The organism is Ketobacter sp., assembly GCF_003671495.1.
Lineage (GTDB): Bacteria > Pseudomonadota > Gammaproteobacteria > Pseudomonadales > Ketobacteraceae > Ketobacter.
Genome location: NZ_RCHN01000015.1, coordinates 292,957 through 307,054, shown reverse-complemented (window position 1 = coordinate 307,054; position 14,098 = coordinate 292,957). Strand labels below are relative to the sequence as shown.

Genomic DNA, 14,098 nt, shown 5'->3' with positions numbered 1-14,098 from the left:
TGAGGAGAGCATTATGTGGTACTTCACCTGGATTCTGGGCGTGTTACTGGCCTGTGCCTTCGGCATCATCAATGTGCTGTGGTTGGAAGTGAACGAGGACATGGACCGGCCGGATCCCGACTAGGGGTGCGCTGCCTCAGGCGTGCTGCAGCATTTTCTGGCGCAGCGCGCCGGCCATCGTTTCCACGGCATTCAAGGCGGACTGGGAACAGAGAATGTTGGCGAAGCCATGCACCAGGCCAGGGAATTCGATCCATTCCACATCCACCCCGGAAGCCTGCAGTTTTTTTGCGTAATCTCGCCCTTCATCCCGCAGCGGATCAAAGCCGGCGGTGGCCACAACCGCCGCCGGTGAGCCGTGTAGATCGTCAGCGTACAGTGGGGAAATATCCGGATGACACTGATCCTGCTCCGGTGGAATGTAGCAATCCTTGTAAATGCGGATGCCTTCATCGGTCAGCAGAAACCCGTCGGCGAACAGCTGGCGGGAACCCACCTCCCGCGGACTGTCGGCGGAGGGATAAATCAGCAGTTGAGCGGATGGGATTGGCAGGTCTTCGCGGGTGGAGAGCTTGCGCGCCAGCACTGTCGCCAGTTTGCCACCGGCGCTGTCCCCGGCCACTGCGATCACCGGCTGCTGCAGCCCCAGTTCAGCAAAGCGGGTCACGATGTCCTCGTAAGCACGCATGACATCCAGCACTGGGGTGGGCCAGGGGTTCTCCGGCGCCTTCTGGTATTCCACCGAGAGCACCCGCGCCCGGGTGACCCGCGCCAGGTGCCGACACAGATTGTCGTGGGTATCCAGGTTGCCGTGCACCCAGCCGCCGCCGTGGAAATAAATCAACAACAGATCTTCGGCCTGTTCTGGCGTATAAAGGCGGCCCGGCAGGTGGGGGGCGCTTCGACCCAGGGTCATGTCCCGGGTGTTCATGGGGATGACTTTGCCCTGTACCACCCGGGTGGTGGCGTTGAAGGCCCGGCGGCTGGCGTGCAGTTGGCGGGGATCGTGTCGGGACGGCCGCACCGGTGGTTCCAGATTGGAGAGTTTCACCAGCAACTGCATGTCCAGGTCCAGTTCCAGGCCGTCCACCCGGATCGGCTCCCCCACCAAACGGCGCTTGGCGAAGCGGGGCAGGTGGAGCAACGTGCGCAGGGCGTGGGACTTGGCTTTTTCGATCAGTGTCATAACTCAGGTGTCTCGGTGTCTTGGCTACGAAGTGTATCAATATTTGTCTGTTCGGCCACCCCCCGTGCGGGATTCCATGAGATCGTTACGTTAACAATGTTAGACTGCGGGTACGCCCTCAATTGGATTGGCTCTAAATATGTTGCAGATGTGGATTGAACGAAACAGTGGTGCTGTGCGAGGCCTGTTAGCACCGCTGCTGATGTGTCTTGGCCTGTTGGTGGTGAGCAGCGTACAGGCCGCGGACGAACTGGCCTATAAGCTGGACTATACCCTGGAGCTGCTGCCGGAGTCGGAACAGGCCGCGGTGACCATTGCCATCGATAAAGGCAAGCTGTTCCGCTACCTGGAGTTCGATAATCTGCCGGGTCGCTATTCCGCGATCCAGGCCAATGGCAAGCTGTCGGTCACCGAGACACGGGTGCGTTGGGAACCACCGGCAACGGACGCCCGCTTGTCCATGCGAGTGAAGATCCCCCATGAGCGCGATCCCGGTGAATTCGATGCCATGATCAATTGGGACTGGGCTATTTTTCGCGGGGATGACCTGTTCCCGGCCATCAAATCGGAGTTTGACGACGGCGCCTATGCGGAGGCGCAATTGACCGTGATTCTGCCGCAGGATTGGAAAAGCATCGAAACCGGCTGGCCCCGCCGCCGTGACAATGTGTTCCGCATTGATAACCCCGAACGTAAGTTCGATCGGCCCACTGGCTGGATGATCGCCGGCAAGCTGGGCACCCGGCGCGATACGGTTGGCACCACCTCCATTGCCATCAGTGCGCCCAAGGGGGGGTACCTGCATCGCATGGATCTGCTGACGTTTTTCAATTTTGTCTGGCCGGAGCTGGAGCGAGCCTTCCACAACACCCCGGAAAAGTTGCTGGTGGTGGGTATGGGGGACCCCATGTGGCGGGGCGGGCTGTCCGCGTCCAACTCGTTCTATCTGCATTCGGATCGACCCATGGTCAGCGAAAACGGCACCAGCCCACTGCTGCACGAATTGACCCATATGGTGACGCGGATTCGTGGCAGCAAGAGCGGGCAATTCAATGACGACTGGATCGCAGAAGGCCTGGCGGAGTTCTATTCCTTTGAGTTGCTGTATCGGGCCGGGGGCATGACCCAGGAGCGCCGCGACAGCATTGTGCGCAAGCTGGGGGCCTGGGGCAAGGGGGTGAAAAGCCTGCGCAAGTCCAATTCCTCCGGCAAAATCACGGCGCGGGCGGTGGTGTTGATGGATAAGCTGGACAAGGAAATCCGCAGCGCCAGCAATGATCAGTACAACCTGGACCACCTGGTCCGGGAGCTGATGGCAAAGCGCACAGTATCACTGGACGACCTGGAGCGCGCGGCAGAAGCCCTGATCGGCGCCAAATCGAAAGTACTGCAGTCCCCACTGTTGCGCTGAGACACAGCGGGGGAATGGCCAGTGACGGGAATGGATGCCGCTCAGGATCACCTGCAGGAAGTGCTGCGCATGCTGGCATCGGGGCTGCGCTTGCCTTTTATGGAAGAACCCCACGGCACAGAAGAACCACAGGGGCGAGAGGAGTTACGCCGGATCATGCGTGCCTGCCGTTGGCAACGCCTGCCTCCCGAGCACGTCCTGTACCGGCCGGGTCAAACGGCGTTGGAGGTGTATTTTGTCCACCAGGGGTTGATTCGGGTGTTCAACATGACGGAGTCCGGTGACAGGGAATTCAACAAATCCTTCGTCACCGAGGGCCAGTTTGTGGGGGCGCTGGTGTCCCCATTGCGGGCGCAGGCCTCCCCTTACACAGCAAGGAGATCAGCATGATCGGTTCATTGGTGGCACGGCATCAGGTCAAGCAGGCGTTTTCCCAACTCAATCAAAAGAACCTGGAGGGTTTTTTATCCGGCTGGCATGCGCAGGCGGTGTTTCAGTATCCGGGGCAGTTGTCAGTGAGTGGCACCTTCACCGGGCGGGATGCCATCCAGTGCTGGTTCGCCGGCTTTTTCGAGCGCTTTCCCCGCATTCAGTTTCAGTTGAAACACGTCTGCGTGGAGAACCTGTTTGACCTGGCGGGCAACAATAATGTCATCGCCTATTGGGATGTGGCTCTGACCAACAGGGAGGGGCGCGCCGTGGAGAACACGGGAACCAACCTGATCAAAATCCGCGGGCGCAAAGTGGTGGAAGTGCAGGACTTCTTTTTCTACCCGGAACGGTTGGCGCTGGGCTGGAATGAAGCCGCGCCGGCTACCAGGGTTCCAGTTGCACCGTAACGCTGCTGTGGTCGTTGCCTAAGGTGATATCGCCGTCCTGAATCGTGCAATGCAGGTGCATGGTGCGGTCGCACAGTGTCACCAGTTCGTTGCAGGTGGTGGGCGTAACGTAGTGCACCTGCACATTGTTGAACGTTCGGATTTTTTTGCGGTTCTGTTCCCACCAGATGGGTGCGGTACGTTCGCCGTAGCTGTAGATCTGCACCCGGTCAGCCCGATGGCTGGCTTTCTTGATGCGCCGCTCATCCGGTAACCCCACATCGATCCACAACTGAATGTGATCCGTCAAGTCTTTGCGCCACAGGGCGGCGTCTTCCTCGGTGCTCAAACCTCTCCCGAACATCAGATCCTCACTGGCATTCAGGGCGAACGCCAGCACGCGGATCATCATCCGTTCCTCGGTTTCGGAAGGGTGCAGCGCCAGGGTGAGAGCGTGGGACTGGTAGTAGTGCCGGTCCATGTCCGACACCTGCAGTTCCGCTTTATAAACAGTGGCTTTCAGCGCCATGATGCACCCGGGTCACTTGCCATGAATGTCGGCGGCCACTTCCAGTTCGTGGATGCCGTTCTCAATGAAGTCCAGCAGTCGCTGCATGGAGGGCAGGGTGCGACGGCAGGCGGTCAAGCCGAACTCCAGTTGGTTCTCATAACTCAGCAGGGTGATGTTGAGCGCGATCCGATCCAGGGGAATGGACACCGGATACATGCCTTCCAGTTTGGCCCCGTTCCAGTACATGGTTTTTTTCGGGCCCGGCACGTTGGAGATGATTACGTTGAACGGCTGCCAGTTGGAAATCAGCCCGGTGAGCATGTTGAACCCGGCCGGCGCCATGGTCAGCGCGGTGTAGTTCAGGGTTTCCTCCGGCGTCATGCTCTTGTAGCGTTCTTTTGACTCATTGACGGAGGCTTGAATGGTTTCCATGCGCAGGGCCGGGTCAGCGATGTGCGTGCCCAGGTTCACCAGGATCATGGCTATCTGGTTGCCGCTGTCACTGTCGTCGTTGCGGATCGACACCGGTACCATGGCCACCAGCGGCTTGTCCGGCAGGGCATGCTGCATGATCAGGTAATCCCGCAGGGCGCTGCCGCACATGGCCAGTACCACATCATTCATGGTGCCCTTGAAGGCCTTGGCGATACGATGGATGCGCTCCATGGGATAGGATTGGGCGGCAAAGCGTCGCGACCCGGTGATGCGTTCGTTGAGCAAGCAATTGGGGGCCTGGAAAATGGAAACATGGGCCGGATCTTTGCGCGCTCCGCGAAACAGCTTGGTGATTTCCCCGGCCACCTTGGGCAGGGTGCCCAGTTGTTTGCTGGCATCCCCGAACAGCTCACCAAAACCACTTACCAGTTCTTGCGGGTTGATGGGGTTGCTGCTGCGTTTTTTCGGCGGTATCGCCCAGATCGGGGGGCGGTGCATTTCGGTCGGGTCATACGACAGTGACCGCACGCAGGTTTTCATGGCGGCAATGCCATCCATCATGCTGTGATGCACCTTGGAATACACGGCAAAGCGACGACCGCGCACCCCTTCGATCAGGTGGAATTCCCACAGCGGGCGCTCCCGGTCCATCAGGTTACTGTGTTCCGCCGATACATGGGCCAACAGTTCCCGGATGCGGCCGGGCTTGGGCAGGGCCTCGTGGCGGAAATGGTGTTCCAGGTCGAAGTGATCGTCCTCCTCCCAGTAGTACTGTCCCAGCTTGCGGGTCAGCTTCTGGCCATAGCGGCCTTCCGGGTGCTGGTAGGCGCGCAGGGATTCGGCCAGTTCCGTTACGTATTTCGGGCCGGCACCTTCAGGGAAGGAGAACAGCATCAACCCGGCCACGTGCATGGGTTGCTGGCGTTTCTCAAGCCACAGGAAAAGTTGGTCTGCCGGGCTCAGTGGGGTCATGCCATGTATTCCTTATCATTATTGTCGTATTACAAATCAAATCCGGGCTATTGACACTGATTCTTATCATGTTTTCAAGCCGCCGGGCGCAATTACGCAAATTTTATTCGCAGTTGGCCGGATAGAGCCGCTTGTTATTGCTATTATTGATCTGTCGACACATTTTGTAGCGAAAAGTATCCCCCCCTGGCCGGTTGATACTGCGCAATCTCCACAAAGGCGGTTACACTTGAGCCGTCATACAGAGGTAAGTACCATTCAGCAATGTCCACTCAGCAGTTTGAAGCCATCCGACCCTATCAGGATCACGAAGTCCCGGGCGTTATAGAACGCCTGCTGCAATCCGATGAACTGGTTCACGCCATGATTCACGTGCAGTTTCCCCTGGTGCCCCGTTACCTGGAAAAGCCCCTGGCGCGGTATATGCGGCATCGCGTGCACAAAAACCTGCGGGATATCCAGACCGTGGCGGACTTTCAGGTGCGCATGCGCAGTTTTGTGGAAAGCACCATCGACAAGAGCATGACCGAATTCACCTTCGACGGTCAGCAACACCTGCAGAAAGGCGTGCCTTATGTGTTCATCAGCAACCACCGGGATATTACCCTGGATTCAGCGCTGTTGAACTATGCCCTGTTGCAGGCGGACCTGGATACCGCCGAAATCGCCATTGGCGATAACCTGTTGAGCAACCCGCTGGTGTCCGATCTGTTGCGGCTGAACAAGAGCTTTGTGGTGAATCGCTCGGTGAGCGGCGTCAAGGCCAAATACCAGGCCCTGACCGAACTGTCCCATTACATCAGCCAGGCCAATGCCGAAGGCCGTTCCGTGTGGATCGCGCAACGTGAGGGGCGCGCCAAGGACGGGTTCGACATCACGGACCCTGCCATCATCAAAATGCTGCACATCTGGCAGAAAAAGCTGGGGGTGGGATTCGGCGATGCCATCAACAAGTTGAACCTGGTGCCGGTGTCCATTTCTTATGAGTACGACCCCTGTGACGGTTTGAAAGCGGCGGAGCTGCAGGCCCGTGCCGCCGCCGACTATGTGAAACAGGAAGGGGAAGACGTGGAGAGCATCATGCGCGGCATCGCGCTGCCCAAAGGCCGGGTGCATATCCAGATCGGCGAACCCCTGCACGGTGAATTCCAGGATGCGGCCCAGGTGGCCCATGCACTGGACGCCCAGATTATCCAGAACTACCGCCTGTTCCCACCCAGCCTGCTGGCCATCGAACATCTGCTCAGCCTGGGCAAAGCCATGCAATCACTGAAGGACGATTCCATTGCCAAACTGCAGGCGGTGGCGCAACAGGCACGGGAATCCGTCGCCGGCCTGGATTCCCAGGAGCTGGCCCGGCAGGCGGCCGAGTTTTCCGCTCGACTGGGTCACTACCCGGCCCAGGTGCAGCGCTACATTCTTGAAATGTATGCCAACCCCCTGTTGAACAAATACGACTACGCCTCCCGCTGATTCGACCCATACAGGGCCATACTTGGTATGGATCGTGAATAACCTCATACTATCTACTTGTAAAGCAAGCGAAAGAATGAGGGGGAGACATGTCAGATGAACTCTGGGATGCCATCCAGTCCACCGCCGAGGCATTGATCCGGCAAGAGCATCTGCCCGACGATTTTCTAACCACCGTCGCCGATTATTTCTATCCCCTCGCCCTGCGCCTGCGGGATCTGCAGCACGCCCGGGGCCGACCTGTCATCATCGGGGTCAATGGCGCCCAGGGCACCGGCAAGTCCACCCTGGCCCTGTTTCTGGAAACCCTGCTGAACCAGCACCTGGATTGCCCCTGCGCCCGTTTCTCATTAGACGACATCTACCTCACCCGCGCCGAGCGGGAGGCCAACGCCAAAGCCATTCACCCGTTACTGCTCACCCGGGGCGTGCCGGGCACTCATGATGTGGCGCTAGGCAACCGGGTCATCGACGAGTTGCTGGCGGCGGGGCCGGACAATGTAGTGCCCATCCCCGCCTTCGACAAGGCCCGGGATGATCGCGCGCCCATGGCGGATTGGCCTCTGCACCGTGGCTCCGTCAGCATTATTCTGCTGGAAGGCTGGTGCGTGGCGGCGCTGCCGGAAGCCGATCCGCAACAGCTGCAGACCCCTGTGAACACCCTGGAGGCCCAGGAAGACCCCGACGGCCACTGGCGGCGCTTTGTGAATCAGCAGTTGGCCGAACCCTACCAACGATTATTCGGGCGCCTGGACTATCTGGTGATGCTGAAAGCACCGTCCATGGAGTGCATTCTGGAGTGGCGCACTCTCCAGGAGCAGAAGCTTGCAGAGAAAACGGCCATGCACCAAAATGGTGCTTCTGCCGCCGGAATCATGTCTCCGCAGCAGATCAAGCGCTTCATCATGCACTACGAGCGGCTCACCCGGGTGATGCTGGCGGAGATGCCCCAGCGGGCGGACAGCCTGTATGTGATCGATGAGCAACACCGGATCAAAGGAGTACAGCACCGTGACTGAACGGCAACTATTGGTTTTTACCGACCTGGACGGCACCCTGCTGGATCACAGCAGTTACAGTTTCCAGGCGGCATTGCCTGCGCTGCGACGGCTGAAAGAGCTGGAGATTCCCGTGGTGCTGAACTCCAGTAAGACCCGCCCCGAAATGGAAGCCTTGAAGCAGCAGTTGGACAACACCGCGCCTTTTATTGTGGAAAACGGCGCCGCGGCCATCATTCCCGCCGGCAATCTGGGGCGGGATTCCGGGCTGGTGGTGTCGTTCTCCGCCCCCTTGGATGAGGTGTTGGAGGCGTTACAGGGCCTGCGGCAACAGGGCTTTTGCTTTCGCAGCTTTTCCGATATGGATGCGGCGGAAGTGGCCAAAGTCACCGGCCTGCCTAACATGGCAGCCGCCCGCGCCAAACAGCGGATTGGCACCGAGCCGTTGTTGTGGCAGGGCACCGAAGAGGAGCTTGCGCAGTTCGACGCGCAGCTGCAAAGCCTGGGGCTGCAGTTATTGAAAGGCGGACGCTTCTATCATGCCATGGGTCAATACGACAAAGCCGATGCCATGCAATATCTGGTAAAGCGGTATCAATCCTGTTTTCCTGACAAAGAGATCATCACCATCGCCCTGGGGGACAGCCCCAACGATGCCCGCATGCTGGAATGCGCGGATTACGCTGTCATCATTAAAGGGGTGAATTCCGATAAACTCAATCTGGAGAGCGCCGGGGAGGTTATGCGCTCGGAGGGGGCAGGCCCCATCGGCTGGAACGAGTGCATTCAGTCGCTCTTAAACCGCTTGCTGTGAGTTATCTGCAGCCGGCAATTAAATTTGGAAACAAAGGCAATATCATGGGTGATTTTTATCAGAATGGAATTATCACTACGCTGCACAACCTGCGTAGCCGGTCATTGGAAGACCTGGAAAAGGAGCTTTCCACGTTCAAAAAACATCGGCCCATGGGGCTGGTGCTGCCGTCGCTGTTCTCTGAGTTGGAAGGCCCGGCACTGAAGCACATTGTGGAAGAACTGAAACAGGTGCCCTATCTGGAGGAGATTGTCATCGGGTTGGATCGTGCCGATCAGAGCCAGTATGAATTTGCGCTGGAGTATTTTTCCGGCCTGCCCCAGCGTCATCACGTATTGTGGAATGACGGGCCGCGCTTGACCGCGCTGGATGAAGAGTTGAAGGCCCAGGATCTGGCCCCCACGGAAATGGGTAAAGGCCGTAACGTCTGGTATTGTTTTGGTTATGTGCTGGCAAGCGGGCGCACTAAATCCGTCGCGCTGCACGATTGCGATATTCTCACCTATCAGCGGGATCTGGTGGCGCGCCTGATTTACCCGGTGGCCAATCCCAATTTCAATTACATGTTTTGCAAAGGCTATTACGCGCGGGTGGCGGATTCCAAAATGAACGGGCGGGTGAGCCGGCTGTTGGTCACACCCCTGATTCGGGCCCTGAAAAAAGTCTGCGGCCCGTCGGACTTTCTTGATTACCTGGACAGCTACCGCTATCCCCTGGCCGGTGAATTCTCGTTTCGTACCGACGTCATCAGCGATCTGCGCATTCCCAGTGACTGGGGCCTGGAAGTGGGCGTGTTGTCGGAGATGAAACGCAACTACGCCACCAACCGGCTGTGCCAGGTGGACATCGCCGACGCCTATGATCACAAGCATCAGGATCTGTCCGCTGATGATGCCAACGCCGGGCTGTCAAAAATGAGCACCGACATCTGCAAGGCGTTGTTCCGCAAACTGGCCACCAATGGCGAAGTGTTTTCCAATGAAAAATTCCGCACCATCAAGGCCACCTATTATCGGATTGCGCTGGATTTTATCGAGAGCTACCAGAACGATGCCATCATCAACGGCCTGAAGTTCGACCGCCATTTTGAAGAACAGGCGGTGGAGTTGTTCGCCCAGAACCTGATGGGAGCGGGGGCGTATTTTCTGGATAATCCCATGGACACACCCTTCATTCCCAGTTGGAACCGGGTGATCAGTGCCTTTCCGGATGTAATGGAACGTCTGCAGGAGGCCGTGGAACTGGATAACAAAGAGTTTTGCGGAAGCTAGTGGAACAATGGAGCTGTGAATACAGATCTTGGAATAGGAATCTTTGAATATCAACGTGCGCAGGGTTGAAACCGATGTTGGATGAGCTGGAAAAAAAGCTGATAAGTTCACTGGATTTTGTCTATCCCGATATTGATACGGCTTTTCTTGCCCGGCAATTGATTGAAACCATGAGGCTGGACCAGCACTGCCAGAAACCGGGGGATCATCAGAACAATTGGGATGAATCCGACATCCTGCTGATCACCTATGCGGACTCCATTCTCAATAACGCCCGTGAGGAAGAGAAGCCCCTGGTGACCCTGAATCAGTTCCTGCAGGGCAAGCTGCGGGACAAGGTAAGTGCGGTGCACATTCTGCCGTTCTTTCCCTACAGCTCCGATGACGGCTTTTCGGTCATGGATTACCTGGCCGTGAATGAATCCCACGGTGAATGGGAAGACATCCAGCGCATCTCAAAAGAATTCAAGTTCATGTCGGACCTGGTGATCAATCACATGTCCTCCCGCAGCCGCTGGTTTGATAATTTCAAAAAGCGCGTGGACCCGGGTAAGGATTACTTTTTTGAAGCCAGCCCGGATGCGGACATCAGTGCCGTGGTGCGGCCGCGAACCTCACCCTTGTTGAACCCGGTGCAGACCGAAGACGGCGAGCGTTATGTCTGGTGCACTTTCAGTGAGGACCAGGTGGACCTGAACTTCAAAAATCCGAAAGTGCTGATCGAGTTCGTTAACATCATCCGCCACTACATGGATAACGGGGTACAGATCTTTCGCCTGGATGCGGTCGCCTTCCTCTGGAAAGAGGTGGGCACCCCCAGCATCCACCTGCAGCAAACCCACGAAGTGATCAAGATCCTGCGGCTTTTGATTGAACACAGCAATCCGAATGCGGTGATCATTACCGAAACCAATGTGCCCAACCGCGAGAACCTGACCTATTTTGGCAACGCCAACGAAGCCCACGTCATCTACAACTTTTCGTTGCCGCCGTTGCTGATTTACACGCTGATTGCCGGTGACTGCCGCCACCTGAAAACCTGGCTGATGAGCATGCCGCCGGCGCAGATGGGCACCACCTACCTGAACTTTATTGCGTCCCACGATGGGGTGGGCCTGCGCCCCACGGACGGGCTGTTGCAGGAAGAGGAAAAGAACCAGCTGGTGAACGCCATGCAGCAGTTCGGCGGTCGTGTTACCTTTCGCCGGGCTCGGGAAGGCTTCGACAAACCCTATGAGATGAACATTAGCCTGTATGACGCCCTTAAAGGCACCATCGAGCAGGGGCCGGATAAATGGCAGCTGCAGCGCTTCGTCTGCGCTCATGCCATCATGTTGGCGCTGGAGGGGATTCCGGCGTTCTACATCCACAGCCTGCTGGGCACCGAAAACGACTATGCCCGCTTGGAGCACACCGGGCGCAACCGCTCCATCAACCGCAGCCAGTGGGATGTGACTGAGCTGGAGCAACAGTTGGACAACAAATACAGTCACCACAGCAAAGTGTTCAGCCAGCTGTGCAGCCTGATTGAGATCCGTAAACGCCAACCGGCCTTTCACCCCAACGCCACCCAGTTCACCCTGCACCTGGGTTTGCAGATATTTGGTTTTTGGCGCCAGAGCATGCGGCGGGATCAATCCATCTTCTGCATTTACAATATCAGCAGTGACACCCAGCAGGTGGCCTTAAGCGACATCAACCTGATCGGCACCGACAATTGGGTGGACCTGATCTCTGGCATGAAGATCGAGGACCAGACCGGCACCATCACCCTGACCCCTTACCAATCCCTGTGGCTATCCAATAAATAGGGCCTGACGGCCGTTTTGGGAAACATGGTAGAATCGCGCCATTATCCAAATGAGCGGCTCTACAGGGGGCGGAAAAGAGAACGGAGTGAGCAAATCCTATTCTTACGATGTTATTGTGATTGGTGGCGGTGCTGCGGGGCTGTTTTGTGCGGCCCAGGCCGCGAAACGGGGGCGCCGGGTGGTGGTGCTGGAGCGCACCGCCAAAGTGGGCAAAAAAATCCTCATGTCCGGCGGTGGGCGCTGCAACTTCACCAACATGTACACCGAGCCCGCCAACTACCTTTCCGCCAATCACCACTTTTGCAAATCCGCCCTCAGCCGGTATACGCCTTGGGATTTTATCGGCCTGGTGTGCGAACACGGCATTCCCTATCACGAGAAAAAGCTGGGGCAATTGTTTTGTGATGACAGTGCCAAGGACATCCTCAACATGCTGCTGGCGGAATGCGACCGGGCCGGCGTGGAGATTCACACCTATTGTGAAATCCAATCGCTGGAAGCCGGGGAGGGTTTTCGCGTGGACAGCAATCGTGGCCTCTATCAGGCCGAGGCTGTGGTCATCGCCAGCGGCGGCTTATCCATTCCCACCATGGGGGTGACCCCGTTCGGCTACGACGTGGCAAAACAGTTCGGCCTGGACGTGCTGCCCACCCGCGCCGGCCTGGTGCCCTTTGTGTTCACCGATACCATGAAACAGTTGTGCAACACCCTGAGCGGCGTATCGGTGGAAACCCTGGTGAGTCACGATGACACCGCCTTTCGTGAAAACATTCTCTTCACCCACCGTGGCCTGAGTGGCCCGGCGATTCTGCAGATCTCCTCCTATTGGCAGGAAGGGGAGAGCGTCGCCATCAACCTGCTGCCCGATGAGCAGGATGCGCAATGGCTGCTGCAGGCCAAACAGTCTGATCCCAAGATGCTGCTGAAAAACCTGCTGGGGCAGCGCCTGCCGAAAAAGCTGGTCACCGAACTGGAAACCCTGTGGTGGGCACAGGAAAGCCGCAAGCCTTTGGCGGAATTCTCCAACCAGCGCTTGTTGCAACTGCAGCAGCAACTGCAACAGTGGGCTGTGAAACCCGCCGGCACCGAAGGCTATCGCACCGCAGAGGTGACGTTAGGCGGCGTTAATACCGATGAGCTTTCGTCTAAGACCATGGAGAGCAAAAAGCAAAGCGGTCTGTATTTTATCGGGGAAGTGGTGGACGTAACCGGGCATTTGGGCGGGTTCAATTTTCAATGGGCCTGGGCATCGGCGTATGCGGCGGGGGAGGATGTTTGAGAAAAAAAGTGTGAATTTTCACACTTTGCTAAGCATTTGATGGTAAAGGCTATATTTGAATTGTTACAGAACTATACTTAACTGATATTGAGCGTGTTTTGATCGCTTCATAGCATCACTCAGATCGATGATCCCCCCCTGATTTGCTGGTCGCCCTGATGCGTTTTGATGGCATCTCAGTCGCACAGAAGCAGATTATACGTGAGCTCAAGATCAATTTATGGTAGACGAGGAACGAATATGTCAAATGCATTTCCATCACCTATGCTGATGATTTTGCTCAGCGAGCCATTTTCCATTGCGGCAGAGGCACTACAAGAGTACCTCCGCGAAAAATTAAATCCGGAGCTCACTGTAACCGGCGATAACAAGAATCGGGAAAGTTTTGTTATAACCTGGAACAACATGGCGTTTGCCGTCATGTGTGTGGATCAGCCCATTCCAAGCGCTACCTTTAATACTGCATTGAAAACAAGTCCAGGTCTGATTGACGGTGAGAAAATTATTGCCACCCATAAAGCGCATATCATCATTTCTCCGTTAACAAGTTCAGACAAGCAGCTGAAATCCATTTTTCTGGCGCTGGGTGTCATGACGATTGCCGATTTAATCGCGATTCAGGCGGGGCCGGAAGGCTTTTATTGGGGCAACTCTGAAGTGCTGGTGGAGAATAGTCGGTTTGCCAGTTATACCGGCCAAGCGGGTGAAGCATTGGGCAAGTTCAACCAAAAGGTGCCGAATGCTCTATATGGTTTGCCCTCGACACTGTGGGCTGGCCTGCGTTTCTTCTCCCCTGACCAGAAGACACAGTTTGGCGCCATCACAAAAGGCTTGGATGCTTTAACCGGGTTTGAAATTCAAATTGAGCCTTATGTCAGCACCCAGGCAGAAGTAGCTAAGCATCTATTGGGGATGGTGGCTTACACGTTGGCTAACGGTGCGGTGTTTCAGGAAGGAAACACCATTGGTATAGAGCAGGATAAGAATTTCAGAATGAGATTGATACCCGAAAAGAGTGGCATGCCTGCCCGTTGGGCAATGAGTTTGGACAGATAAACCGGGTATGCTGCACTAATCTGCTTCGTATTGGCAGCTTTGTGCAGCTCATTTCTACTTCAC

The 14,098-nt window shown here is 56.7% G+C and carries 14 protein-coding genes; 11 read left to right on the top strand and 3 right to left on the bottom strand.

The window, feature by feature from the left end:
- Window positions 1-13: 13 nt before the first annotated feature.
- Window positions 14-124, top strand: coding sequence for a cytochrome bd-I oxidase subunit CydX (gene cydX / locus D9N14_RS07685; RefSeq protein ID WP_290578691.1), 111 nt, complete (start codon window positions 14-16; stop codon window positions 122-124).
- A 12-nt stretch (window positions 125-136) separates the two neighbouring features.
- Here the strand turns inward: cydX and D9N14_RS07680 are convergent, their stop codons facing one another.
- Window positions 137-1,186 (bottom strand): alpha/beta hydrolase, encoded by a 1,050-nt coding sequence (locus D9N14_RS07680; RefSeq protein ID WP_290578689.1) that lies wholly within the window; start codon window positions 1,184-1,186, stop codon window positions 137-139.
- Window positions 1,187-1,334: 148 nt separating this feature from the next.
- Here D9N14_RS07680 and D9N14_RS07675 point away from each other — a divergent pair, with 148 nt between their 5' ends.
- The 3 genes from D9N14_RS07675 to D9N14_RS07665 are packed head-to-tail and all read left to right on the top strand — an operon-like array spanning window position 1,335 to window position 3,436.
- Window positions 1,335-2,597: a hypothetical protein gene (locus tag D9N14_RS07675; RefSeq protein ID WP_290578687.1), complete on the top strand. Its 1,263-nt coding sequence runs from the start codon at window positions 1,335-1,337 to the stop codon at window positions 2,595-2,597.
- Between the two features lie 30 nt (window positions 2,598-2,627).
- Window positions 2,628-2,987 carry a Crp/Fnr family transcriptional regulator gene (locus D9N14_RS07670; protein WP_290578887.1) on the top strand — a complete coding sequence of 120 codons (360 nt, stop codon included), beginning with the start codon at window positions 2,628-2,630 and terminating at the stop codon, window positions 2,985-2,987.
- Window positions 2,984-3,436 carry a nuclear transport factor 2 family protein gene (locus D9N14_RS07665; RefSeq protein ID WP_290578685.1) on the top strand — a complete coding sequence of 151 codons (453 nt, stop codon included), beginning with the start codon at window positions 2,984-2,986 and terminating at the stop codon, window positions 3,434-3,436. Before D9N14_RS07670 ends, D9N14_RS07665 begins: the two co-directional genes overlap by 4 nt.
- Here D9N14_RS07665 and D9N14_RS07660 read toward each other — a convergent pair.
- Window positions 3,411-3,944, bottom strand: coding sequence for a YaeQ family protein (locus D9N14_RS07660; protein ID WP_290578683.1), 534 nt, complete (start codon window positions 3,942-3,944; stop codon window positions 3,411-3,413). The genes D9N14_RS07665 and D9N14_RS07660 overlap by 26 nt on opposite strands.
- Window positions 3,945-3,956: 12 nt before the next feature.
- Window positions 3,957-5,333 carry a WS/DGAT/MGAT family O-acyltransferase gene (locus D9N14_RS07655; protein WP_290578681.1) on the bottom strand — a complete coding sequence of 459 codons (1,377 nt, stop codon included), beginning with the start codon at window positions 5,331-5,333 and terminating at the stop codon, window positions 3,957-3,959.
- Window positions 5,334-5,597: 264 nt separating this feature from the next.
- Between D9N14_RS07655 and D9N14_RS07650 the strand changes: the two genes are divergently transcribed.
- The 7 genes from D9N14_RS07650 (at window position 5,598) to D9N14_RS07620 (ending at window position 14,035) form a co-directional block, all read left to right on the top strand.
- Window positions 5,598-6,806, top strand: coding sequence for a 1-acyl-sn-glycerol-3-phosphate acyltransferase (locus D9N14_RS07650; RefSeq protein WP_290578679.1), 1,209 nt, complete (start codon window positions 5,598-5,600; stop codon window positions 6,804-6,806).
- A gap of 89 nt (window positions 6,807-6,895) precedes the next feature.
- Entirely contained in the window at window positions 6,896-7,825 is a 930-nt protein-coding gene (locus D9N14_RS07645) for a hypothetical protein (RefSeq protein ID WP_290578677.1), read from the top strand.
- Complete coding sequence (locus D9N14_RS07640; protein WP_290578675.1) at window positions 7,818-8,618, top strand: HAD-IIB family hydrolase; 801 nt, start codon at window positions 7,818-7,820, stop codon at window positions 8,616-8,618. The genes D9N14_RS07645 and D9N14_RS07640 overlap by 8 nt, the downstream gene beginning before the upstream one ends.
- Before the next feature lie 44 nt (window positions 8,619-8,662).
- Window positions 8,663-9,889, top strand: a complete 1,227-nt coding sequence (locus tag D9N14_RS07635) for a glycosyl transferase (RefSeq protein ID WP_290578673.1) — start codon at window positions 8,663-8,665, stop codon at window positions 9,887-9,889.
- Between the two features lie 74 nt (window positions 9,890-9,963).
- Complete coding sequence (locus tag D9N14_RS07630) at window positions 9,964-11,700, top strand: sugar phosphorylase (RefSeq protein ID WP_290578671.1); 1,737 nt, start codon at window positions 9,964-9,966, stop codon at window positions 11,698-11,700.
- A gap of 49 nt (window positions 11,701-11,749) precedes the next feature.
- The gene (locus D9N14_RS07625) at window positions 11,750-12,979 is read left to right on the top strand and encodes an NAD(P)/FAD-dependent oxidoreductase (protein WP_317622586.1); all 1,230 of its coding nucleotides are present in this window, start codon (window positions 11,750-11,752) and stop codon (window positions 12,977-12,979) included.
- A 240-nt stretch (window positions 12,980-13,219) separates the two neighbouring features.
- Complete coding sequence (locus tag D9N14_RS07620; protein ID WP_290578667.1) at window positions 13,220-14,035, top strand: DUF4261 domain-containing protein; 816 nt, start codon at window positions 13,220-13,222, stop codon at window positions 14,033-14,035.
- Window positions 14,036-14,098 lie beyond the last annotated feature (63 nt).

Excerpts from the sequence above, each read along its gene's own strand:
- D9N14_RS07625 (WP_317622586.1), top strand. The coding sequence starts at position 11,750 with ATGAGCGGCTCTACAGGGGGCGGAAAAGAGAACGGAGTGAGCAAATCC.
- D9N14_RS07680 (WP_290578689.1), bottom strand. The coding sequence starts at position 1,186 with ATGACACTGATCGAAAAAGCCAAGTCCCACGCCCTGCGCACGTTGCTC.
- D9N14_RS07620 (WP_290578667.1), top strand. The coding sequence starts at position 13,220 with ATGTCAAATGCATTTCCATCACCTATGCTGATGATTTTGCTCAGCGAG.
- D9N14_RS07655 (WP_290578681.1), bottom strand. The coding sequence starts at position 5,333 with ATGACCCCACTGAGCCCGGCAGACCAACTTTTCCTGTGGCTTGAGAAA.
- D9N14_RS07635 (WP_290578673.1), top strand. The coding sequence starts at position 8,663 with ATGGGTGATTTTTATCAGAATGGAATTATCACTACGCTGCACAACCTG.
- D9N14_RS07650 (WP_290578679.1), top strand. The coding sequence starts at position 5,598 with ATGTCCACTCAGCAGTTTGAAGCCATCCGACCCTATCAGGATCACGAA.
- cydX (WP_290578691.1), top strand. The coding sequence starts at position 14 with ATGTGGTACTTCACCTGGATTCTGGGCGTGTTACTGGCCTGTGCCTTC.
- D9N14_RS07665 (WP_290578685.1), top strand. The coding sequence starts at position 2,984 with ATGATCGGTTCATTGGTGGCACGGCATCAGGTCAAGCAGGCGTTTTCC.
- D9N14_RS07675 (WP_290578687.1), top strand. The coding sequence starts at position 1,335 with ATGTGGATTGAACGAAACAGTGGTGCTGTGCGAGGCCTGTTAGCACCG.
- D9N14_RS07670 (WP_290578887.1), top strand. The coding sequence starts at position 2,628 with ATGGATGCCGCTCAGGATCACCTGCAGGAAGTGCTGCGCATGCTGGCA.
- D9N14_RS07660 (WP_290578683.1), bottom strand. The coding sequence starts at position 3,944 with ATGGCGCTGAAAGCCACTGTTTATAAAGCGGAACTGCAGGTGTCGGAC.
- D9N14_RS07630 (WP_290578671.1), top strand. The coding sequence starts at position 9,964 with ATGTTGGATGAGCTGGAAAAAAAGCTGATAAGTTCACTGGATTTTGTC.
- D9N14_RS07645 (WP_290578677.1), top strand. The coding sequence starts at position 6,896 with ATGTCAGATGAACTCTGGGATGCCATCCAGTCCACCGCCGAGGCATTG.